General features: G+C 46.2%; 18 protein-coding genes. 14 read left to right on the top strand and 4 right to left on the bottom strand.

The window, feature by feature from the left end:
• Positions 1–6: 6 nt before the first annotated feature.
• A complete protein-coding gene (locus DWZ54_RS12050) occupies positions 7–921 on the bottom strand; it encodes a DUF134 domain-containing protein (RefSeq protein ID WP_118475741.1) in 915 nt (304 codons plus the stop codon).
• Between the two features lie 347 nt (positions 922–1,268).
• Here DWZ54_RS12050 and DWZ54_RS09180 point away from each other — a divergent pair, with 347 nt between their 5' ends.
• A complete protein-coding gene (locus tag DWZ54_RS09180; RefSeq protein ID WP_199663319.1) occupies positions 1,269–1,607 on the top strand; it encodes a hypothetical protein in 339 nt (112 codons plus the stop codon).
• A gap of 49 nt (positions 1,608–1,656) precedes the next feature.
• Here DWZ54_RS09180 and DWZ54_RS09175 read toward each other — a convergent pair whose 3' ends face one another.
• On the bottom strand, positions 1,657–2,541 hold the full coding sequence (locus DWZ54_RS09175) for an Rpn family recombination-promoting nuclease/putative transposase (RefSeq protein WP_118475739.1): 885 nt from the start codon (positions 2,539–2,541) through the stop codon (positions 1,657–1,659).
• A gap of 203 nt (positions 2,542–2,744) precedes the next feature.
• Between DWZ54_RS09175 and DWZ54_RS09170 the strand changes: the two genes are divergently transcribed.
• The 8 genes from DWZ54_RS09170 (at position 2,745) to DWZ54_RS09135 (ending at position 18,584) form a co-directional block, all read left to right on the top strand.
• Positions 2,745–4,325: a type I restriction-modification system subunit M gene (locus DWZ54_RS09170; RefSeq protein ID WP_233541670.1), complete on the top strand. Its 1,581-nt coding sequence runs from the start codon at positions 2,745–2,747 to the stop codon at positions 4,323–4,325.
• The gene (locus DWZ54_RS09165; protein WP_118475735.1) at positions 4,318–5,544 is read left to right on the top strand and encodes a restriction endonuclease subunit S; all 1,227 of its coding nucleotides are present in this window, start codon (positions 4,318–4,320) and stop codon (positions 5,542–5,544) included. The genes DWZ54_RS09170 and DWZ54_RS09165 overlap by 8 nt, the downstream gene beginning before the upstream one ends.
• A gap of 32 nt (positions 5,545–5,576) precedes the next feature.
• On the top strand, positions 5,577–6,164 hold the full coding sequence (locus DWZ54_RS09160) for a restriction endonuclease subunit S (RefSeq protein WP_118475733.1): 588 nt from the start codon (positions 5,577–5,579) through the stop codon (positions 6,162–6,164).
• Positions 6,165–6,185: 21 nt separating this feature from the next.
• Positions 6,186–9,326 (top strand): type I restriction endonuclease subunit R, encoded by a 3,141-nt coding sequence (locus tag DWZ54_RS09155; RefSeq protein ID WP_118475731.1) that lies wholly within the window; start codon positions 6,186–6,188, stop codon positions 9,324–9,326.
• Positions 9,327–9,370: 44 nt separating this feature from the next.
• The gene (locus DWZ54_RS09150) at positions 9,371–11,119 is read left to right on the top strand and encodes a DUF262 domain-containing protein (RefSeq protein ID WP_118475729.1); all 1,749 of its coding nucleotides are present in this window, start codon (positions 9,371–9,373) and stop codon (positions 11,117–11,119) included.
• Positions 11,120–11,417: 298 nt separating this feature from the next.
• A complete protein-coding gene (locus tag DWZ54_RS09145; RefSeq protein ID WP_118475727.1) occupies positions 11,418–13,502 on the top strand; it encodes an SEL1-like repeat protein in 2,085 nt (694 codons plus the stop codon).
• Positions 13,503–13,637: 135 nt separating this feature from the next.
• Complete coding sequence (locus DWZ54_RS09140; protein ID WP_118475726.1) at positions 13,638–16,313, top strand: N-6 DNA methylase; 2,676 nt, start codon at positions 13,638–13,640, stop codon at positions 16,311–16,313.
• Complete coding sequence (locus DWZ54_RS09135; protein WP_118475724.1) at positions 16,314–18,584, top strand: N-6 DNA methylase; 2,271 nt, start codon at positions 16,314–16,316, stop codon at positions 18,582–18,584. It abuts the gene before it with no gap.
• On the opposite strand, the gene DWZ54_RS09130 is transcribed toward DWZ54_RS09135, so the two are convergent.
• On the bottom strand, positions 18,574–19,836 hold the full coding sequence (locus DWZ54_RS09130) for a phospholipase D family protein (RefSeq protein WP_118475722.1): 1,263 nt from the start codon (positions 19,834–19,836) through the stop codon (positions 18,574–18,576). The genes DWZ54_RS09135 and DWZ54_RS09130 overlap by 11 nt on opposite strands.
• A gap of 173 nt (positions 19,837–20,009) precedes the next feature.
• Here DWZ54_RS09130 and DWZ54_RS09125 point away from each other — a divergent pair, with 173 nt between their 5' ends.
• Positions 20,010–20,249, top strand: coding sequence for a hypothetical protein (locus DWZ54_RS09125; RefSeq protein WP_118475721.1), 240 nt, complete (start codon positions 20,010–20,012; stop codon positions 20,247–20,249).
• Positions 20,250–20,388: 139 nt separating this feature from the next.
• On the opposite strand, the gene DWZ54_RS09120 is transcribed toward DWZ54_RS09125, so the two are convergent.
• Positions 20,389–20,862: a sporulation-specific protein 15 gene (locus tag DWZ54_RS09120; protein ID WP_199663317.1), complete on the bottom strand. Its 474-nt coding sequence runs from the start codon at positions 20,860–20,862 to the stop codon at positions 20,389–20,391.
• A 195-nt stretch (positions 20,863–21,057) separates the two neighbouring features.
• On the opposite strand from DWZ54_RS09120, the gene DWZ54_RS09115 reads away from it, so the two are divergent.
• From DWZ54_RS09115 to mltG, 4 genes are all read left to right on the top strand, one after another.
• Positions 21,058–21,327, top strand: coding sequence for an IreB family regulatory phosphoprotein (locus tag DWZ54_RS09115; RefSeq protein WP_118475719.1), 270 nt, complete (start codon positions 21,058–21,060; stop codon positions 21,325–21,327).
• Positions 21,327–21,743, top strand: coding sequence for a Holliday junction resolvase RuvX (ruvX, locus tag DWZ54_RS09110; RefSeq protein ID WP_118475717.1), 417 nt, complete (start codon positions 21,327–21,329; stop codon positions 21,741–21,743). Before DWZ54_RS09115 ends, ruvX begins: the two co-directional genes overlap by 1 nt.
• 148 nt (positions 21,744–21,891) lie before the next feature.
• Positions 21,892–22,200 carry a DUF1292 domain-containing protein gene (locus tag DWZ54_RS09105; protein ID WP_199497589.1) on the top strand — a complete coding sequence of 103 codons (309 nt, stop codon included), beginning with the start codon at positions 21,892–21,894 and terminating at the stop codon, positions 22,198–22,200.
• 63 nt (positions 22,201–22,263) lie between these two features.
• The gene (gene mltG, locus DWZ54_RS09100) at positions 22,264–23,547 is read left to right on the top strand and encodes an endolytic transglycosylase MltG (protein WP_118475715.1); all 1,284 of its coding nucleotides are present in this window, start codon (positions 22,264–22,266) and stop codon (positions 23,545–23,547) included.
• Positions 23,548–23,561: the final 14 nt, after the last annotated feature.

The following is a 23,561-nucleotide window of genomic DNA, read 5'->3' as shown; positions in this document are numbered from 1 at the left end:
CTCCTTTCAAGCTTCGTGATGACTGCCGTGGCTGTGGCCATGGCCTGCGCCGTCATGATGATGATGGCAGCCGTGACCCTCGCCTTCGCTGTGATGGTGGTGGCAGCCGTGGCCATGTCCCTCGCCCGCGCCATGATGCTCGCAGTGGACGGCCGGGTCATAGGCGAGACGGTCTGCGAGGAAATCGGCGGCCGCTTCGTCTGCGCTTCCCTGCACGCCGCCGTAAAAACGGATGCCCGCTTCCTTCAATGCGTTCTGTGCGCCAGCGCCGATGCCGCCGCAGATCAGAACCTCGACGTGCTCCTGCTTGAGAAGCGTGACGAGCGCGCCGTGGCCGGCTCCGTTGGCTTCCAGGATTTCAGAGCCCGTGATGGCCCCGTCCGTCACCTCATAGAGCTTGAACTGCTCGCTTCTGCCAAAATGCTGGAAAACCTGTCCTTCATCGTAAGGGATCGCTACTCGCATGAAAATCCTTCCTTTCCTTATATGGGAGCCGGTCGCATTCGAATCCATCGGGGCATCCGCCGGATTTGCCTCCGCCCTGGCTGGAAAAACTGCCGACTCTGCCGCTGAATTTGCCGAGGTGCAGGGGAGCGGTGCGCAGCAGGACCTGCAGCCTGCGGATTCCGCCTGCGGGCAGATTTCGAAATTTCCGCCCGTAATCACCAGCGGCCGGCCTTCGACGAGCGCCCCCGCCAGGCGCCGCCGCGCCCGCGTATAGATGGCCTGTACCGTCGTGCGGGCCACGCCCATCTGCACGGCACATTCCTCCTGCGTCATGCCGAGGTAATCCATGAGGCGGATGCATTCAAAATCCTCGACCTCCATGCGTACGGGCGCCTTCGCGTCATCCGGATGCGGCGAAAACTGCGCATACACCGGCAGTCCGCAAACGCGCCGCGCCTTGGCCAATCTCCCCATTCATATCACCTCAACTCCACAAATTACTGACATATGTCATCTATAAGCATCATAATCCCTTTTATGGCATATGTCAACAATTATTTCCTGATACGATTTTATTGGGAAGTCTTGCCTGAATCGAAGCTTCCCTCTTTTGGGGAAGTGGCCCGCAGGGCCGATAGGGGAAACTGCATGTATTCGCTTTGCTGCTCCATGAAAATCGAGCCCGTACTGCGTGCCCGCCAGCTCAAAGACCTCTTTCGCCCCTTCGGGGCACCTTCTCCGGGGATGCCGCGGCAGGATTTTGACGGCTGCATCTCGAATCCATTCATAAAAGATACAAAGAAGATACGGAGGTGCTTACAATGAAATTTCGGAATATTTTGGCTGGTATGCTCTGCGCCGTCATGCTGCTCACCGTAACCATGACGCAGGCATTTGCCGCTTCACCCATCAACCAGGACGGATACTACAAAGGCATCCGCCTGGCCGGCAAGATCAAGGTCGTCGATTACAATGCCGATATCAAGGTTAAAATCGTCAGCAGTTTCCCCGATCTGCGTGTCAAAGCCGTCGAGCATTTCCCCGACGACATCGGCGAATGGCAGTTCGTGGACTACGGCGAGGATTTCACGATCCAGTACGTCGACAGCTTCCCCGACATCAAGATCCAGTTCGTCGAGCACTGGCCGGGCGTCGCGTGACATCAAAAAATGCAGCCACCCGAATGGATGGCTGCATTTTTATTCTTCATCAGTGTGTGGTCAGCTTGCGGAATGCTTCTTCCGTCATGCCGGCCCGCTGGGCGGCTTCTTTCATCGTGATGACACCGTCATGAACGAGTTCCATCAGTATCATCCAGCGGCCCTTTACCGTACCTTTTGCTTCCCCTTCCGCAAGTCCTTCGGCACGACCTTCAGCACGGCCTTCCTCGCGGCCCTTTTCTTCGCGGCGGCGCAATTCCATGTAAAACGTCATGTATTCCACCTTCATTTCCTTGTTTTCCTTGGCCGTTTCCACGGCTTCTGCAATGCTTTCTGCGAACTTTCCCTGCGGAGTCTTGCCCTCGATGTAGTCGAGAAACGCGGCCAGATCGCGGTTGATGCCTTCACGTCTGCCCTTGCTGTTCAGGAAGATTTTCGTCGTGTCATCGCCCATGAGGAAACGTGGTTCTTCCTGACACGTCTCGCGGAACGTATAGAAGCTGCGGCCTCGTCCAAGCTCGTTTCGTTCAAACGGATCGAATGTGCAGATAAAGATGATGTACGTCCGGCGCAGCGTCGTGTAGAGTTCGCCTTTGTTGAGCACATCCATGTCCATCATGGCCTGATAATAGCGCGTGCGCTTCGGCAGCTCGTCCGGCGTGGCGTAGTCTGTCGTCTGCATTTCGATGTCGTAGAGCGTGCCCTGGTCGTCCTCGACGTAGACGTCGAGCCGCACGCTCTTGCTGTCGCGGCGCACCCGGATATCTTTCTCCGTTTCCGGGAAGGTAATCCTGCGGATCTTGATATTCAGGATGTTCTCGATTAGCCGCTTGCACAACCGTTTCTTGCGCATGACTTTCTGGAAGATGAAGTTGTCCGCAATGGTCAAATCCTCCCAAGCCTTGAGCGCATCTGCCTGTCTGTTCTGATTCACTGGCGTACCTCCTCTCGCGATTCTTCTCCTTCATTATATCGTATCGACGGAGGAGGTGACAAGGGAAAGCGTCATCTGTCGACTTGCATAAAGCAAACAGCATGGTGCTGACGTGGTTTACAATAAGCCTCGATGTTTCGTATAATAGTGATGTCATTATTGTACGCGATATTTTATGAATGATAGATTTGGGGGATACGCTGTTGGTAACGGACAACAAAAAAGAAAAAGAGCGTGAAGAGCTTCATCGTGCGATATGGGCAATTGCCGATGAGTTGCGAGGGGCTGTAGATGGCTGGGACTTCAAGAATTATGTACTCGGTGCCATGTTCTATCGCTATATCTCAGAAAATTTGACAAACTATATTAATCAGGGAGAGCATGATGCCGGTAATACGGATTTTGATTACGCAGCGATGGCTGATGAGGAGGCAGAAGAGGCGAGAAACGGACTGGTGGAAGAAAAGGGGTTCTTTATCCTGCCTAGTGAGCTTTTTGCGAATGTCACCGCACGGGCAGAAGATGATGAGAACCTGAATGAAACATTGGAATGTGTTTTCCGTCATATTGAAGAGTCGGCAAAGGGCAGCGAGGCAGAAAGCGACTTTGCAGGCCTATTTGATGATTTCGATGTCAATAGCAATAAACTTGGTGCTACGGTAACAAAGCGCAACGAAAGGCTCAGCAAACTCTTGACCGGTATATCTGAGATGAAGCTTGGCGACGTGCAGGATCATGATATTGATGCATTTGGCGATGCCTATGAATATCTGATGAGCATGTATGCCTCCAATGCAGGTAAATCGGGTGGCGAGTTCTTTACTCCTGCGGATGTATCGGTCTTGCTCACACGACTTGGAACTGTTGGTAAGACCAAAGTCAATAAGGTATATGACCCGGCTTGTGGGAGCGGAAGCCTGCTTCTGAAAGCCGTTCAGATTCTTGGCAAGGATGGTGTCATAAACGGTTTCTTTGGACAGGAAATCAATATCACAACGTACAATCTTTGCCGCATCAACATGTTTCTTCATGACATCGGTTTTGATAAATTTGATATTGCCTGTGAAGATACCTTGATTAATCCGCAGCACTGGGATGACGAGCCATTTGAACTGATTGTGTCCAATCCGCCGTATTCCATCAAATGGGCTGGAGACAGCAATCCACTGCTCATCAATGATCCCCGGTTTTCGCCAGCTGGGGTACTGGCACCGAAGAGCAAAGCCGATATGGCTTTCATCATGCATTCTCTTTCTTGGCTGGCATCCAATGGTACGGCAGCTATCGTCTGCTTCCCCGGTATCATGTATCGCGGCGGTGCCGAACAGAAAATCCGCAAGTACCTTGTCGACAATAACTTTGTTGATTGCATCATCCAGTTGCCGAGCAACTTGTTCTATGGTACGACTATTGCGACCTGCATCATGGTCATGAAGAAGGGCAAGACGGATAATAAAATTCTTTTTGTCGATGCGACCAATGCATGCATAAAGGTCACGAACAACAACAAACTGACGGCAGAGAATATTGACCACATTGTCGAAACCTTTACCAATCGCACAGATGAACAATACTTCAGTCGCTTGGTTCCTTATGATGAAGTCAAGAATGAGAACTACAATCTTTCAGTCAGCACGTACGTTGAGCAGGAAGACAAACGGGAGAAAATCGATATCGTCAAGCTCAATGCAGAAATCAAGACGATTGTCGCCCGCGAGCAGGTGCTCCGTGAAGAAATCGACAAGATTATAGCAGAAATCGAGGAGGGCAAAGCCAATGAGTAAATTGGATGAATTGATTCAGGAGCTCTGCCCGGATGGAGTGGAATACAAGAAACTAGGAGATATTGCAGTAGAGTTATATCGCGGAACAGGGATTAAACGAAATCAGATTACATCAACGGGTATCCCTTGTGTTCGATATGGTGAAATATATACCACGTATCACATATCGTTTGACCAATGTATTTCTCATACACAGCTTGATTTTTATAAGAACCCGAAATACTTCGAACATGGAGATATTTTATTTGCAATCACTGGTGAGAATGTGGAAGATATTGCAAAATCGTGCGTATATATCGGCTATGAGAAATGCTTAGCTGGTGGAGATATTGTCGTATTGAAACATAACCAAAATCCAAAGTATTTGGCTTATGCATTGGAAACCAGTAATGCAAGAAAACAAAAGAGTGCAGGCAAGGTTAAAAGTAAAGTTGTTCATTCTAGTGTACCAGCTATTAAATCCATTATAATTCCAATACCACCTTTAGAGATACAACGTGAAATTGTCCGTATCTTAGATAATTTCACAGAGCTTACAACAGAGCTTACAACGGAGCTTACAGCTCGAAAGAAGCAATATGAATACTATCGAGGTCAACTATTGACATTTACGAATATCATTAAGACAGTAAAATTAAAAGATATTGCTGATATTGGAACGGGTAACAGCAATACAAAAGATGCTGTAGATAATGGAACGTATCCATTTTTTGTTCGTTCTCAAGAAGTATTAAGAATGAATCAATATGAATATGATGAAATCGCTATTATTACGGCAGAGGATGGAGTTGGTGTAGGAAAAATTTTTCATTATGTGGAAGGAAAATATGCTTTACATCAACGTGCTTATCGTATCCATATTACATCGTCGGAGATCTTGCCAAGATATTACTTTCATTATATGAGAGCAGCTTTTTCATCGTATATCGAGAAAACAATGTTTCAAGGTTCAGTGGCTTCTATTAGACGACCGATGTTAAATAATTTCCCTGTACCAATACCCTCTCTAAAGGTACAAAGAAGATTAATTGATGTGTTAGATAACTTTGAATCTATATGTAAAGATTTGAATATTGAACTGCCCGCTGAAATTGAAGCGCGCCGAAAACAATATGAATTTTATCGCGACCAGCTATTGACATTTGCTGCAACTGGAAATAGCATTCTTACAGACAGACAGACAGACAGACAGACAGACAGACAGACAGACAGAGTCTGATTAAATTATTCCAATATGTTTTTGGGTATGCAATGGTATTTCTGGCAGATGTGGTAAAGGAAAAGAGTTCGGGAGCAACTCCAAAAAAATCAGAAGCGAAGTATTATCAGGGAGGGAATATTCCATGGATTAGGACACAAGATGTTGATTTCAATGAAATTTTTTCAGTAGATAGCTATATTACACAGACAGCGGTAGATGAAACTGCTGTGAAATGGATTCCGGAAAACTGCGTTATTGTTGCGATTTCTGGAGCATCAGCTGGCAGATGTGCAGTCAATAAAATAAGGGCTACAACAAATCAGCATTGCTTAAATCTTCAAATAAAAGAAGAGATAGCTTTATATCAGTATATATATTTTTGCGTGATGAATGGTTACGAAGAGTTACTTCGAAAAAAACAGGGAGCCAGAGGTGATCTTAATTCGGCTCTTATCCTTAGTACGATTATTCCTCTTCCTACCCTTGTGGAGCAGAAACAAATCGTTCATCTTTTGGATACATTTAACAGGATTTGCACTGGTATTTCTACTGGACTTCCGGCGGAGATTGAAGCTCGTCAGAAACAATATGAGTATTACAGAGATAAACTGCTTGACTTTAGGCAGAAACAGGGATAATGGTTTAGGAGGCGTGTGTTTATGCCGTATTTCAATATTGTCGCGCAGACGACGGAAGACACAGTCATCACCGAGTACGAGGCTGTAAGGGAACGGCAGGCTTCTTATCAGACAGAAGCAGATCAGGAAAAAGAATTCATTGATTTGCTTTGCGAACAAGGTTATACATATTTGCCCATCCATTCGGAAGGAGATTTGATTGCCAATGTCCGCACGCAGCTTGAACTATTGAATGATTACAAGTTTAGCGACAGCGAATGGAAGCGTTTTTTCACGGATGTCATTGCCAATAAGAACGAAGGCATTGTGGAAAAAACGGCAAAGATCCAGGAAGACAACATTCAGGTATTGAAGCGGGATAACGGCATGTCCAAGAATATCACGCTGTTTGACCGCAAGCATGTTCACAATAACTGTCTGCAGGTCATCAATCAATATGCCATCCATAAAGAACAAGGAGCCCATCACGATAACCGTTATGATGTCACGGTGCTGGTGAACGGGTTGCCAATGGTCCATATCGAACTCAAACGCAGAGGCGTGCCTCTTCGCGAAGCGTTCAATCAAATCAACCGCTATCAGAGGGATTCGTTCTGGGCCGGCTGTGGGTTGTATGAATACGTGCAGATTTTCGTCATCTCTAATGGTACGAATACGAAATACTATTCCAACAGTACCCGTTATAATGCCATCAAGGATCATAGTACGAAACGTGTGAAAAAGGAAAAGACGAGTAACAGTTTTGAGTTCACTTCTTTTTGGACCGATGCCAATAACAAGCCGATTACGGATCTTGTTGATGTAGCCAGAACGTTTTTTGCCAGGCATACAATCCTGAATGTCTTGGCTAAATACTGCATTTTTACTTCGGAAAATCTGCTGTTAGTCATGCGTCCTTATCAGATTACCGCGACGGAACGCATCATCAATCGCATCGAGATTGCTCATAACTATAAGAAATACGGCAGTATTGCTGCGGGCGGCTATATCTGGCATACGACTGGTTCCGGTAAAACGTTGACTTCTTTTAAGACGGCGCGCATTGCCTCGCAACTTCCTTATATTGATAAAGTATTGTTTGTCGTAGACCGCAAGGATCTGGATTATCAGACGATGAAAGAATATGACCGTTTCGAAAAGGGCGCGGCGAATGGAAATACGTCAACGAAAGTCCTGGAACGCCAGCTCGCAGACCCGCAAGCGCGTATCATCATCACGACCATCCAGAAGCTTTCAACCTTTATTAAACGCAATCATGAACATGATATCTATTGCCAGCAAGTCGTTATTATCTTTGATGAATGCCATCGCAGTCAGTTCGGAGATATGCATGCTGCTATCGTAAAGTACTTCCGAAAATATTATATGTTCGGCTTTACCGGAACCCCCATATTCTCTAGAAATACCGGCAACATCATTAAACATCCCAAGTATGCGACGACGGCACAGACGTTTGGTGATTGTCTGCATACGTATACGATTGTGAATGCCATCCATGACAAGAATGTCCTTCCTTTCCGTGTGGATTACATCAGGACGATGAAGGAAGAGGAGAATATTAAAGATGAGGAAGTCTGGGATATCGACCGGCAAAAAGCCTTTGAGGCACCGGAACGTATCTCTCTTGTTGCTAATTATATTTTGGATCATTTTGACCAGAAGACATACCGGGGCAATAAGACGTATGTCTATAATTCCCTGCTCAATATTTCAGAAGTTGCTTCTGCCAGTCAGGGCACGGTGGAGGAAATCAAACGGAAGCAGCGTCTCAGTGGATTCAATTCCATTTTTGCTGTTTCCAGTGTCCCAATGGCAAAAGCATATTATGAAGAATTCTGCAGACTCATGAAGGAACAGCCGACGAAACGGTTAAAAATAGCGGTTATCTATAGTTATGCTGCCAATGAAGAGGAAATAGACGGTCTTCTTGATGAAGAGAATTCGGAAGATACCTCGTGTCTTGACCAGACGGCTCGTGATTTTCTTGAATCCGCGATACAAGATTACAATGTGATGTTCCATACGAATTATGATACATCTGGTGATAAGTTCCAGAACTATTACAAGGATGTATCCCTGCGCATGAAGAATAAGGAACTGGATTTACTGATTGTCGTCAATATGTTCTTGACTGGTTTTGATGCAACGACGCTCAATACCTTATGGGTGGATAAGAATCTCAGGATGCATGGACTAATCCAGGCCTTCAGTCGGACAAATCGTATTCTCAACAGTATCAAAACTTTCGGCAATATTGTCTGTTTTCGCCCGTTGCGGAAGAAAGTGGATGATGCGATTGCATTGTTTGGTGACAAAGATGCAGGCGGGATTGTCCTGATTCGGAAATTCGAAGATTATTATTATGGCTATCGGGATGATGACGGAAAATATGTTCCGGGCTATGTCAATTTGATTGAGAAGTTGACAATGAACTTTCCTGTGGCAGAGCCGCAAATCATAGGTGAACAAAAGCAGAAAGATTTCATTAAGCTTTTTGGTGCAATTCTTCGCATGCGGAATCTCTTGCTTTCCTTTGATGATTTTACTGGCAAGGAGATCCTTTCCGAGCGGGATTTGCAGGATTATCTGGGTAAGTATCAGGACTTGCGGGATGAGTGGAAACGCCGGAGAGAAAATGGAGAACGAACCGATATCACTGATGACATTATTTTCGAGATTGAACTTATCAAGCAAATTGAAATTAATATCGATTATATTCTGATGCTTGTCAAGAAGTATCACGATAGTCATTGCAAGGATAAGGATCTGTTGGTATCGATTCATAAGGCTGTGGATTCGAGTCCGGAACTCCGGAGCAAAAAAACGCTGATTGACCATTTTATGGCCGGACTCGGTGAAGTAGACGATGTCATGGATGAGTGGAATCGCTTTGTTACTGAACAGCGGGAGCAGGACTTAGCAGCCATCATACAGGAAGAACGGCTTAAACCGCAGGAGACGAGAGCATTTATGGAGAATTCATTCCGTGATGGCGAAGTGAAAACGACAGGGACAGATGTCGATACGCTCATGCCGCCGATTTCGCGTTTTGGCAGTTCGAAGCGGGCGGATAAGAAGCAGACCATCATAAGAAAGCTCAAGGCTTTTTTTGAGAAATATTTTGGTATCGGTACAGCTTTTGAAAAAAAGGATGAAGAATAAACTGAATTAGGAACGATAGTAAACGCAGGAAAGGCGGTAAGGATATGTCGAAGCTTAATATTGATCAAAAAAGTGTACGGACCTTGTTCAGTGAAAAGAAAACAGATTTTCTGATACCGGATTATCAACGGCCGTATGCCTGGGGCGAGAAGGAATGCCAAACGCTTTGGGACGATTTGTTCTTTTTTTCATTTCCGGATAATAACTGTGATAAGTTCGATAGCGATACGGATGAGTATTTTCTTGGTCCTATTGTAACTTTCAAGAATGAAGATGGAAAAATGGAAATCATCGATGGACAGCAGCGTTTGACTACCTTGATGCTCTTGCTGCGTGCATTTTATGATAAATATGGAAGCATGAAGAATGACCGAGCTCTTAAGACAAGTAAATTCATCGAACAGTGCATTTGGAAGACAGATGAATTTGGTGATCCGGATAAATCTGCTTTGAAAATTGATTCGGAAGTGGCAACCGATGAACAGAAAAATGAATTCTTGAACATTCTCAAGACTGGCATTGTCCAAAAGGATTGGAAAAGCAATTATGCGATGAACTATCAATTCTTTCAAATGAAAATAGCAGATTTTCTCAATGCGTATCCAGATTGGTTTTCGTATTTTCCCATTCGTATCATGAATAATTGTATCCTCCTACCAATCGAGGCTGAGTCTCAGGATACAGCACTGCGGATTTTCTCGACCTTGAACGACCGTGGCAAGCCGTTATCAGATGCAGATATCTTCAAAGCACAGTTCTATAAATATTTCTCTTCTAAGGGAGAGAAGGATCAATTCATCCAGCGGTGGAAGGATCTCGAAGTTCTTTGTGAATCGATCTTTCATCCCATTACAGGAACCCCTATGGATGAACTTTTCACACGTTACATGTATTATGAACGAGCGAAACAGGGAATCAAGACTTCTACGACAGAAGCATTGCGTACATTTTATGAGCGTGATTCGTATGCGCTGCTGAAGTGTGAGCAAACGTTTGAAAATCTGATTGATTTGGCGAATTTCTGGAATGATGTGCAGGATCAAAGCAAGGCACGTTTTTCAGATCAAGTATTGCGACGTCTTTTTGTACTCAATTATGCACCCAATGGCATGTGGACGTATTTTGTTTCGGTTTACTATATGACCTACCGCGATTCGGATGGAATGTTGGAGGATGAATCTTTTTATCGATTCCTGAATAAGATTACGGCATTTATTTGGGCCTATGCTGTGACGAACCCAGGTGTAAATGCTTTGCGAACACCTGTATTTGCAGAAATGGTCAATGTTGTGAAGAAGTTGCCGATAAAATTTGATGAATACCTTTTCCAGGCGCAGCATTTGCAAAGTGTATTGAACAATTATGCGTTCAGCAACAATCGTGCCATTACGAAGTCTATGCTGACCTGGTGGGCATGCCAAGATGAAGGACAAGAATTGCCGGCTCTTGAAACGTCGTTTCAAATTGAACATATCTTTGCGCGGAATCGGCAAGCGAAAGAAGGCTGTTTATCGAACCCAAGGAATCTGGAAAGTTTGGGCAACAAAGCTTTGTTGGAGAAGAGAATCAATATCCGGGCTTCTGACTATCGGTTTGCTGACAAGAAGAAATATTATACGAGCTTTATAAATTCCCGCAATCAGAAGGTATATGGCACAAACATCAAGGAATTGCTGGATTTAGCGAATAAGCAAACGGATTTTACGGAAACAGACATTGTTCAGCGTAATGCAAAGATCATGCTGCATTTTCAAGAATATCTGAAAGAAAATGACTTATTGCGGGATGAGTAAATTGTCATGAATAGAAGGTTATCTACATGAGTGGCAGGATCTTGTCGCAGCTTGGCGAATGTCAAGGAAGAGGATTTCCCTGAATTCGAGAGACGGAACCGCCCGCACAAGTAATGGCGCAGGCGGCCGGATGGCATAAAAAGGAAGCAGTCTTGCCGGTTGAAGTAGGCTGCTTCCTTTTTTCTTGCTTCCTGTCGTGACGGCGCAGTATGAGCGTTGCCGTCGTCTGTCCGGATCGCAAAGCGGCAGGATATTTGATTGAGATTTGCAATATATATTATAGCATGAGGTGAGGAAGTTGGAAGTAAGATACATTGAGAAAGAGAATTCTTTAAATTGCATGAATGGAAAAATTTATGTAGTTCTTGCTGTTGAAAAAGGTTGGTATCGTATTATCGATGAATCAGGGAAAGATTATTTGTATCCGCCGGAAAGTTTTGAGATGGTTGGAGGCGGCGTGAATGATGTTCGTGATAAAAATTTTATATTCACGATAAACGATGTTAATGACAATCCTGGAAAGGAATGGTACGATGAAGCATGTGATTTAATCGATACGAATAGCAATGAAAAAAAGGAAGATTATCTTCAAGGGTTAAAATTATTAGAAAAATCAGCCTGTATGGGAAACCGTGATGCCATGAATGATCTGGGTATGATGTATTATCGCGGCTACGGGGTGGAGCAGGATTATACACTGGCCTTGAAGTGGTTTAGAAGAGGTGCTGCCTATGGTTCTGATATGGCTTATGAGAACTTAGCGCTCCTATATAAAAATGGGCAGGGCGTTCCACAAAATACGAGCGTTGCCAGAGATATGTACCTGGCAATGGCAAATAAGGGATCTACGACTGCGATGAATTCTTTGGGGAATTTATATTATCTTGGAATTGATGGAGAGTCAGATTATGAGCAATCTTTTCGATGGTATTCAAGATCAGCTGAGTTGGATGATGCTGAAGGTTTGGATGAAACGGGAGCTTTTTATAAAAAAGGTCTTGTGGTAGAGCAGGATTACAAAAAAGCGGCTGAATGTTTTGCTAAAGCAGCATGTCTAGGGGATAAATATGCATTTATAGATTTGGCCAGCATGTATTATCATGGCTGCTATTTTAAGCAGGATTATGGAACTGCCTTGTATTACTTGAGAAAAGTTGTTCCACTTAATATGGGGATAGCCATGAATAATATTGGAAGTTTGTATGAAGATGGGTTGGCTGTTCATAAAAATGAGGAAATCGCTTTGGCGTGGTATAAGCGTGCTGTTATGGCAGGATATGATGAAGGAGAAGAAAACGTAAAGGATTTGGAGCTGAAAAGAGCGGCTAAGGGCTTAAGTCCTATGTCCGATGATGCTGTTTTTCATTTGACGACGTCGATTTTCGATAAAATTGATGAAGCGTTGCAGGATGCTGATGAGTTGCCTGAATCCTTTACGCTGCAAACGAAAAAATCTTCAGATGGACTTGTATGGGCGGATGGTGCTCGGGATGGCATATACGTTTATCATAACAGATATCCAGTTCCAGATATTAGTCCGTTAATACATGCTGTTCGGGAAATATCGGCGAATCATTATTCCATAGCTGACACGATGTTGTTGGATTTTTTTGATGATGAAGAGAATGTAATGATAGCCTGCATGGAGGCGGTTCAAAAATGGATTTTGACTAACCGTGATGATCTTGATGGTGATAGAATATACGCTTTTGCACGTTCTTTGCTGATCAACACCCAAGAAAAGGAGATTGTAAAATTTGCTATAAGCGTATTGGCGATTATAGATTTAGAAGATGATGATCCTGTTATAGCGATTGTCGAAAAGATGGGCCTCTCCGATGAATTTACCTTGTTTGCGATCTACCTGCTCAGCAAATTGAAACATGGTAATGAGAAAATTTTCGAGATAGCGCAAAATGTTCATGGTTGGGGGAGAATTCATGCAGTTGAATGGTTGGAACCAGCTACAGAGAAGATAAGGGACTGGCTGTTGCATGAGGGAATTCATCATATTATGCCTGAGTATTCTGGTGCAGCGGTGGCAAACAAGATTGGATTGGTGGAGCGCTTACAGGCAGCTGCACCTGACAGCAGGGAGTATGTTGATATTGGTAATGTATTGCAGGCTGTTCTAAGGGGAATGGGCGGCCCCTTAAATGAGGAAACATATAAACATACAGATGAAGCGACAGAATGTTTCCTCGCCAAGGTCGTATTTGCGCCACCAAATGAAGACGTTTATGATGTGCTTCGTACAATAAAAATATATTTTGGTGCCAAAAAGGATCGAAACTATCAGGATTATGCCAAGCGCGCACAAGCGGTACTCAGAGATCGTGTTCAGTCTGAACGGGAGCAGCTCCATGAGTGGCCTGGAGACTGATGCGAAGTAGACGCAGCATGGTACGTATCTTTTTGTAACTTGAAGTATTAGGCAAGGTAGGGTATAATGTGATGAGTGAAAATATTAGTATCCTTCGTGAAAGAGAAGGAATGGAAGAGGCGACGGTGATTATAAATGGCACGGTATTTAACAGCACAAGAGGTATCGGATCAATGGGGGATCACAAAGCGTAGAGTTCAGGATCTGTGTGCTACGAATAGAATCCCTGGTGCATTCAGATTGGGGAATATGTGGGTCATTCCGGCAAATGCGTCAAAGCCAAAGGATGCGAGAGTTCATAAACGAGTCAAGGATGCCATTCCAACGGGAGTATCGATACGGAAAGCCAGACGAAGGTTAAAACGTGTTGTCGAAACAGCCATCCGGGAGTTTAGAAGGAAAGGGCTTTCATCCGTGGAAGCCATGCAGACGCTGGTGATTATGTTTGCATCGACACTTTTGGAAAACCTGGGCATGAATGGTACTTCCAGTCTGGCGCTGTGTGAAAGATTCTTTGGGTACAGATTAATGGTACCTGTTTCGAACGAAGTCAAGAGCAGTATTCGCAGATATATTTCTGATAACAGCTTGTATTTGGATGACTCTCTTTCCTGGGTTTATCAGTTTTCTACAAAGAAGTCGGATGCATTTCCGTATAATGATACTCAATTTTTTACAGAGAAATATATGATTAATACCCTTGTCGATTCTATCCATATCGACGAGGGATCAAAGGTTATGGACCCGGCATGTGGCGGCGGCAATTTCCTTCTCTATTCCTTTGATCGTTTGGTTGAGCAGGCACCGGAAAAAGATGTGTTTGACCGGGCGGTATTTGCCCTCGAGAATTTGTACGGGTATGAAATTGATTCATTCCTTGCCTATGTGGGAGCGTTCAATTTAAAGCTTAAAGCACTGATGTATGTGCGCCATGAAAGAGAACTGACAATGGATGATTTCACCAAACTGCATTCGTTTGTTTTCTACCCGAAACATGAATCAGTTTCGGGATTCCTTGATACAAAGTGGGAAAATCAATGTGTCGTCAATTGTGACAGCAGAGAAGAACGGCAGCTTGCCGATGCCTTTGACGGAGTGAATGTGATCATCACGAATCCTCCATTTCGGACAATAAAAGGTATGCCTGCAGAACAGAAGGAGTATCTGCAAGAGTTTTACCCTATGGCAAAATGTGATATGTGTAATGCATTCATTGAGAGAGTTATGGATGTGCTTCCTGCTTCTGGTAAAGCCGCTATGGTTGCTCAGAACAGTTGGATGTATCTGGACAGTTTTACCTCTCTGAGAGAAATGCTGTTACGTAAATATACGCTTCATTGTATTTGGGAACTCGGGTCCAATGCCTTCTACGATCTGTCGGGAGAAAAAGCCAATATCGTTCTTATGACCGTTACAAAAGAGGTACCTGCAAAATCTCACCAGATAGAACTAAGTTTTTTGAGAAATATGGAAATAGACCGTATTGAATCGGTTCTGGAAAAAGGAGCAGTACGGACTTTGCCGGTCAAGCAGATGGATGTACTGAAACATACGGGATCGCGATTTGATATGGTAAGCACAGACCATTTAAAAAATCTTCAAACGAGCTGTGTGCAATATAAGAATTTTGCCGTGCCCATGCAGGGAACTTCTACCGGAAATGCGAAAAAATTGATTGATTACTATTGGAATCACTTCGGCGATGAGGACTGGGTCCTGGTAAGTAAAGGAGGAGGTTATTCGCGATTTGAAGGCCTGAACTCATACTGTGTTAAATGGGGAAAAGACGGAGAATACATCAAGAATACAAAGGGATCTGCGATTCGGAATGCAAAATATTTTACGGAAACCCAGCTCGTGTATAGTGATACGGGAACAGCCGGATTAAATGTCAGGGTCCTTTTGCCGGGGCAGATTTTTGTTGCTTCCGGACCAGGCATTCGCATCATAACGGGTAAGACGCTGGCGCATTTGGCCTTCCTGAATTCGCGGTTTGCTGCATTTTACGTTAGACTGCTTTCGCCGAAGCTGACGATAGCTGCTGGATATATTGGTAAAATACCTGTGACAGATGGCATTCTTGCTTCTGAAGAATTGGAAACGTATGCAGCGGCGTGTCTTGAGACGAAAAAGAACAGACTCTCAAAACGTCCAAACAATTATGAGTTTTCTTATGTGAGACATCCGGAAGGAAAACATATCCCGGATATGGCGGAGGTATGGTTTCAGGAAGATCTCGAGGATGAATGGACGCAGCTGCTGAATGAGGAAAAAATAGAAGCGTATATTTCAAAAGAGATGAAACTTACCGTTGAAGACCATCAGGCAATGGATGACTACATTGGACCGCGCATCATTAAAGCGAGTGAATCGGAGATGAATCAGGAGCTTTGTAAAGATGATGCAGCGGGGCAGCTGGGATTCGATTGCTTCCCGCGCCGCACAAAGGCAAGCAAACAATCGCTGGGGTCAGATGGATTGATCGAATATATTTCGCAGACAAAGATGGTTTCATGTGAAACGGTATATGGTGAACTGAAAAAACATTTTGACTGGCTAAAGGATAGTTACGAGGATCTTTATGTTCATGCGCTGGTGTTGTCCGCATTGAAATTCAAGGAAAATAAGAACAGGGAGCACAAGATAGACGAGCTCCTGTCGGAAATGGGCGTAACGGAGGCAGACGACATGTCTTTTGTTCAAACCTGGATTGCGACACGGTTTGATGTGGTTCACAATGGTGTCTTCAAAGGGAACCCGCTGTATGGCTATGATTCACAAAGAAGGATATTAAAAAGGGTAGAGAAATAAATGGTGGATAATCGGATATATCGAATTGCAGAGATTTTGTTATCGGTAGTCAAACAAAAATACAAGGGGACGTATACAGATGTTCCCGATGTCCTGGCCTATTGGCATAATATCATATTTTTGTTCTTTTCTGCGATGAATCGTCAGAGATTGTTTGGAGGCAAGAATGAGAATTATGATGAAATGATCGCATGGGGGCTGATGCCTGCGTATCTTGGCAAATTTTATGAAGCGAATAAGACGATTATCGGAACCGGTATGGATGCGGCTTTGGACGTGTATTCATCGAATGAGATGAATATAAACAGCATGCGCCAGGAGTTGTTGAACGTAGAACTGGATTTTACCAATGACGAACTTGAATTATTCGCCGATAAAATCAGCAGAGATAATACGGGAGCATATTATACGCCAGGAGAACTGGCATCGGAAATCATACGGAAATCATTTGCGGGCAGGAGTTTTAGTGCATTGAAAGATTACCGCATTGCTGATTTTTCCTGTGGAGGCGGAGACTTCTTCCTTGCAGTTATGGAATATCTAAAGAATAAATACGGCATAAAGGAGGATGTATCGGTTAAGTGGTTTTACGGAGTCGATATTGATCCTATTGCCCTGCAGATATGTGTGGTCAATCTTCTCGCTTATGCCAATCAAAATGACTGGAAAACGGTGATTTCACATTTCGTTTTCGGCAATCCTCTGGTAATGAGCAGCAGTGTGTGCAGTGAGGAAGAGAAGAATACTCTCTTTGCGACCCGCAGGTTGTACTCCACTGGCTTGGGAATGCCAGAGACGTTCTTTGCGGGCACATTTGATGTGGTGATTGGCAATCCTCCATGGGAAAAAATAAGATTTGAGGAGAGGAAATTCTTTCGGGGAATATCCGATACGATTTCATCTATATCTCAAAAAAGTGTTCGTGATCAAGAGGTCGCAAAGCTGGAGGATAGCTGGCCCGCTGTCTTTGTGTGGAGAAATCAGGTACGTGATGAGTACTCGAGGATGAAGGCAGTGAATTACAGACACTGCAGGATAAAGGAATCCGTTGCAGGAGAACTGAACACATATGCATTGTTTACGGAGCTGGCTTTTAACATGCTTTCCCAGAATGGTTTCCTCGCTCTTGTTGTCAAGAGTACCCTGGTTACGGCACCGGTCAATCAAAGACTATGGACTAAACTTCTTGAAGAAAAAGCCGTTCAGGGTGTATTCCTGTTTGAGAACAAGAAGAAGATTTTCAGCATTGATTCCAGAGAGCGATTTATTGTATTGATCGCAGGAACGATGCCGACGGATTCTTTTGCGTTCGCAGCGGGGCTTATGGAACCAGAAGATCTTTCAAGATGTGAAACATTGCTCCTTCGGGCTGATGATCTTCGAAAAATAAATCCGTTTACCAATATGATCCCAAATGTAAGCAACAACAGGGAAATCAAATACTTAAAGGATGCGCATGATCAATTCAAGTTGTTTTCGGAAGAATATCCCAATTGTCATTTTGGAAGATTGATACATCTGACTGCACATGCAGCGTCTATATCAAAAAAGCAAACCGATTGCAATATACCTGTTTATGAAGGGAAATTCCTGGAACAATATGACGCCAGATATGCAACCTTCAAAGGAATGCCAGAACATAAAAAATATGCAAACAAGGCTTCGGCAAAGAAGAATGTTATGGATGACGAGGGGATTAAAGCTTGGCCTGAAAGCAGATTTTACGTAGATAAGGATTTATGGGAGAAATATCTGCAAAATTACAGCGAGGAATATTCTCTTTGCTGGAGGAGCCTTACGTCACCGACAAACAGAAGAACAATGCTTGCGATGATTACACCTACTGTTCCTACCTGCCAGTCTGTACAGATGCTTCAGACACCGGATACAGAAGAGCTGATCATGCTTCTTTCCCTCTTTAACTCGATTCCGTTTGATTATTTTGTGAGAATCAAGATGCCAGGTTTGGATCTGACGCAGAGTGTCATCAAACAAATACCTGTGCCTTCTCAAGCAGATTATGAAGAGATGGTTGAGTTCGGCGGCATAAACTGTACATTGAAGAAACATATTATGTCGTATGCGATAAGTATTCTTAAGGAAGAGGACAGGCTATCTGGCCTTCTTTCTCCGTTTAAAAGCAGAGTCTATGAAGTGGGAGAAAAAGACGTATCCAAAAAGAAAAAGATGATAGACCTTCTGTTCAAAAAAGCCTATCATCTTGATGATGCTGCCTATAAAGAAATATTGCGCACATTTCCTAAATATTAAGCAAGCCATATTGTTTCGATGCTGGCGTATTGCCATTTCTGGCTGTAAAAATGCTTTCAGCAGTCAGCGCGTTCAATTCGGATTCTGGCAATACAGACATCGTATAGTAGTCGGTTCTGATTTTTTCCAATACGATTACCTTGTGAACGAACCAATCACCACCTTCGGCCGTTGTAAGTTTCTCGCCGGAGGTGGTTTCTCCTTTGAGCTGAATCCTCCATGAGCCATTCGGGTTTGCCCCTGTGTTATGCATTTTTATGGTACAACCAGCATAATCTTTTGCGTTGTAGTTGATGGTAATATTTTTTTCGCAATCTGTATTGGTTGGATTAATATCAAAGAAAACGACAGAGCCCAGAACGATATGGTTGTTATCTGTTTGATATTTTGTTCCGTCAGCACTTCCCCGTACCAGATTGCCCAGCATGGAAAGATCTAAAATGTTTCTGGAACCACCCGTCATCTTGCGGGTTTCAAACCACATTTTCTCAGAGTTATCTGAAGGCACGATGGGGTGAAGGGACTTGACTTCCACATTATGCCCGTGGATCTTTACCTGTTTGCCTTTGTCCTTGCTTTTTAGTGTGGGGATGAGAACCTTGCCCATGGAACCAAATAGCTGGGGAGTGTTCTTGCCAGTGGATTCTGTGGCATGATATCTCGCTTTTCCAGCATCCATTTGAAGGACGATCTCATGACGAAGAAGATCCGCTTTGAGGAGTTTATCCAGGTCACGTATACTCGTGATTTTCATAGAGAAACGGCAGTTTGTTTCTTTGTAGCGCGCAATGAGTTTTATGTATTGGTTAAAGTATTCGGTTGATTCGGTATCGGTGGGGGAATCCTTGCTTACGATATTGGCGGTTTCATGATTCGTCCAAAGGCCACCGCCGGTAAAATTATTTGAACCAACGGCGATCCATTTATGGTCTTTATGATCGGTCAGGTAATAGATTTTTGAGTGGAACGTGATGCCGGGATTGTTGTCGTGGACAAGATAAAGCGAGTCTGCTAGAGAAAAGAGGTTTACAACTGCCTCATATGATGTGCCGTATGCATCCAAGCCGATGAAAGCATCTATTTTCCCGCCACGCTTGCGGAAGGCTTGTAAACTGTCTTTCATCCTAAGAACACCACTGTTCTTGGCAAAAGCAGAGACGATGACAAAGTGCTGATATTTTCTTTCCGTCAATTTGCCTTTAAGAATCGTTCCCAATTGTCCTTCAAATGGCTGAGTGATCAGTTCAATCATACGGTCGCCTCCCATACATGTGTACTCTTATAATTTTATCACAATTAATTCTGAAAATATACGGCAACTCTTATCCCCGGACATGATATTATAAGATAGGAGGTTATCTGCATGAGCGGCAGGATTTTGCATCTGCCTGGCGAATGTATGTATCAGATAAGGGGCTGGGGACTATGAATAATCTGCCGAAATTCTTTAATATGCTGGTGCAGTCGTGGAATACGGTGTTCTTCGGGCTTGTGGCGTTCGGAGGAGTCTACCTTTTGACGGAAGGCTCGTATCTGCTGGGCGCAGTGCTCATTGCGGTTGGTCTGGGTGGCGCCTGTTTCTGCGCGAAGCAGACGCAGGCGTGGGCGAATGTCAAGGAGGAGGACCTCCCTAAATTCGGGAAGCGGAACCGCCTGCGCAAGTGATGGCACAGGTGGCCGCATGGCAAAAAAGGAAGCAGTCCTGCCGGCTGGGGCGGGCTGCTTCCTTTTTTCTGGTTCCTGTCATGACGGCGTGGCATGAGCGCGGCTGCCGTCTGTCTGGAGCACAAAGCGGCGGGGCGTTTTACGCGCCGGTCTGTGCGTCCCTGCCTTCGCATTTGGCGAGGGCCTGGCGCATCTCTGCGTCCTGATGGGCGAGCTCGTCGCGCAGGCCGTCGTAGAACTGGACGAGGCCGTCGATGATGCCCTGGCGGGCCGTGGCTTCGATCTTTGCCTTTTTCTTGAGCTCGCGCGTCGTCTCGAGGATGTTGCCGATCGTCAGGATGTAGTTGTATTCGTCTTCGAGGACGGCGGTGGCATCCATCGGGGGCAGGCAGCGGACTTCGCGGCTGAGCTTGTCGTATTCGCTGCTGAGGCGGCGCAGGTTCTTTTTCTGCGTGAGGGCGAGGTCGAGGTTGCTGCCGTTGACGCGCGCGAGAGCGTGATTCATCTCGTTGCGCAGCTGGTGCATGACGGCGATGCGTTTCTGCAGGGCCAGGAGGTCGCGGCGCGCCTTGTCGCGTGCGGCCAGGCTCATATCATTTGGTTCGGTGAACATAAGGGGTAACGCCTCCGTTATTCTTGTTGATGTGCCTTTCTATTGTAACGGATTTTCAGGCATTCGCCAAGCCGCTTTCAGATAAACTATAGGAATGAGGCGTAGAATGGCAATCGACGTTGAAATGTGATAAGATAGAAAGCAACATAACGCAATGTACGGGGAAACCCGGATAGGTGCTTCGGAGGGATCTTTATGGTTAGTGAAGAAACAATGATGTTCCGGTTTGGCAACGATGAGAACAAGGCGGAGCGAATCATCCGCTCGGTCTGCAAGGCCATGGAGGAGAAGGGCTACAATCCCATCAACCAGCTGGTCGGGTATCTGCTCTCGGGCGATCCGGCGTACATCACGAGCCACAACGACGCGCGCAGCCTCATTCGCACGCTGGAACGCGATGAGCTTTTAGAGGAGCTCGTGCGCTCGTATCTGGACAAGGACAAGGAAAAGGAAAACAAAGAATAATGAAACGATACATGTCACTCGATATCGGCGATCGGACGATCGGCATCGCGGTCAGCGACCTGTTGGGGCTGACGGCGCAGGGCGTGGAGACGATCCACCGCAAGACCATGGAGGACGACCTCAAGCGGCTTGGGGAGCTCATGGCGCAGTATGAGACGCATTCGCTCGTCTCAGGGCTGCCGAAGAATATGGACGGTACGGAGGGCGAGCGCTGCGAGATCGTCAAGGAATTCATGGCAAAGGTCAAGGAAACGTATCCGGAGGCAGAGATCGCGTTCTGGGATGAGCGCCTGTCGACGGTGGCGGCGACGCGTTCGCTGATTGAGGCCGATGTCTCGCGGCGCAAGCGCAAGAAGGTCATCGACAAGATGGCGGCGGTCTTCATCCTGCAGGGGTATCTCGACAGCCTGCGCTGATGCGCGGTGGAGTGCCTGCGGCCTGTCCCGGCATCTGGCTGGCGGCGTGAAATGTTGACAAGCCTTCTTGCCATACGCTACAATGAAGGCAGCGATAAGTTTTGGATATAAGAATATAGTTTAAGAGGTGATCCTTGTGGCAGATGAAATGATGAACGAAGAGGATGTAGTCGTGGTCATGACGGATGAAGACGGTCATGAATATTACTATCGGGAAGAGATGATCATCCCGGTCGAGGAGGAGCGTTATGCGCTGCTCGTCGGCATCCATGGCGAGGACGAGGAGCACGCGGCCGGCTGCGGCTGTGGCTGCGAGGATGGCGACGAAGATGTCATCATCGCCAAGATCGTCGTCAACGATGAAGGCGAGGAGGAGTACATCGAGCCGTCGGACGAGGAGTTTGAAGCAGTCCAGAAGGCTTACGATGCCCTGGTCGATGAGGCCGAGAAGGAATAAACGCGTCACGATAGGCTGCTGTCCCGCTGGGTGGCGGCCTTTTCGTTATCATGAGCAATGCATATGAACGATTGGAAAACAAAAGGACAGGAAGCCTGGCAAAAGGTTCGGGATTTCCTGGCAACGATACGGGGCGGCGCCGGTGAGCGTCCGGAGCAGGCGACGGAGACGAAGCCTCTCCATACGGATGCCGGCAAACCGGATGCTGTCAAGCCGGATGCCGTGAGTCAGGCGGCTGACAATCTGAAGGCGCAGTCAGGCGCTGCGGCGGCTGCAGAGCCTGACGAGGGGCCGAAATCTCTGAAGGAGCGCTGCGCCGCGTTTTGCAAAGCTTCTGGCTGGAAAAAGGGGCTTGTGGCAGGCCTTGTCGTGCTGGTGCTTGTCGTCGGCGGGGTTGCCGCCTATCTCTTTGGCATGGGCAGTGCGCCGAAGCGTGCCTCGTTTGATGACGGCCAGAATATCTACGTGATGGTGAAACCCGGCATGGGGGCCAATGATATCGCGGCGGAGCTCGTGAATCTCGGCGTCATCGACAGCAAGATGCGCTTCTGGTGGCTGACGAAGATCCACGGCTACGGCAGCCAGATCAAGACGGGCACGTATGCGTTCCAGGCTGGCATGGACGAGAATGAGGTGCTTCAGAAGCTCGTCGCGGGCGATACGACGATCATCAAGTTCACGATTCCCGAAGGCTTCAGCGTGCGCGAAATCGCGAAGCGGCTCGCGGATGCGGGGCTCGTCGATGAGCAGGCGTTTCTTGCGGCGGCGAAGGATTTCGCGCCGTACCCGTACATGAAGAAGCAGCCGAATGTCCAGTTCGCGGCCGAGGGCTTCCTGTTCCCCGACACGTATGAGCTGCACAGCGATGCGGCGACGCCGGAGGGCATCATGAAGATGATGGCTGAGGACTTTGACCAGCGGCTGACGCCTGCCATGCGCCAGCAGGCGGCGGCGATGAATCTCTCGATTCACGATCTCATCACGCTGGCGTCGCTTGTCGAGAAGGAGGCGCGCTACGATGAGGACCGGCCGATTATCGCGCAGGTCTTCCTCAAGCGCCTGGCCACCGGCATGCCGCTGCAGTCGGATACGACGCTGCAGTATCTCATGGCCGCGCCGAAGGAGGATGTGTCCATCGAGGATACGAAGATCCAGTCGCCGTACAATACGTACCAGGTGACGGGGCTGCCGCCGGGGCCGATTGCGAATCCGGGCCTCAAGTCGATTGAGGCCGTGCTGCATCCGGCTGCCACGGATTATCTGTATTTCGTGGCCGACCGGCAGGGACACAATCATTATTCCACAAATTACGCCGATCACGAGGCGATCGTCGAACAGGTGCGCTGAGGTGCTGAGCAGAA

It is taken from the genome of Mitsuokella sp. AF33-22 (assembly GCF_003475755.1).
Taxonomy (GTDB): domain Bacteria; phylum Bacillota; class Negativicutes; order Selenomonadales; family Selenomonadaceae; genus Mitsuokella.
The sequence above is the reverse complement of the archived record's forward strand: the minus strand, read 5'-3'. Positions and strand labels throughout refer to the sequence as shown.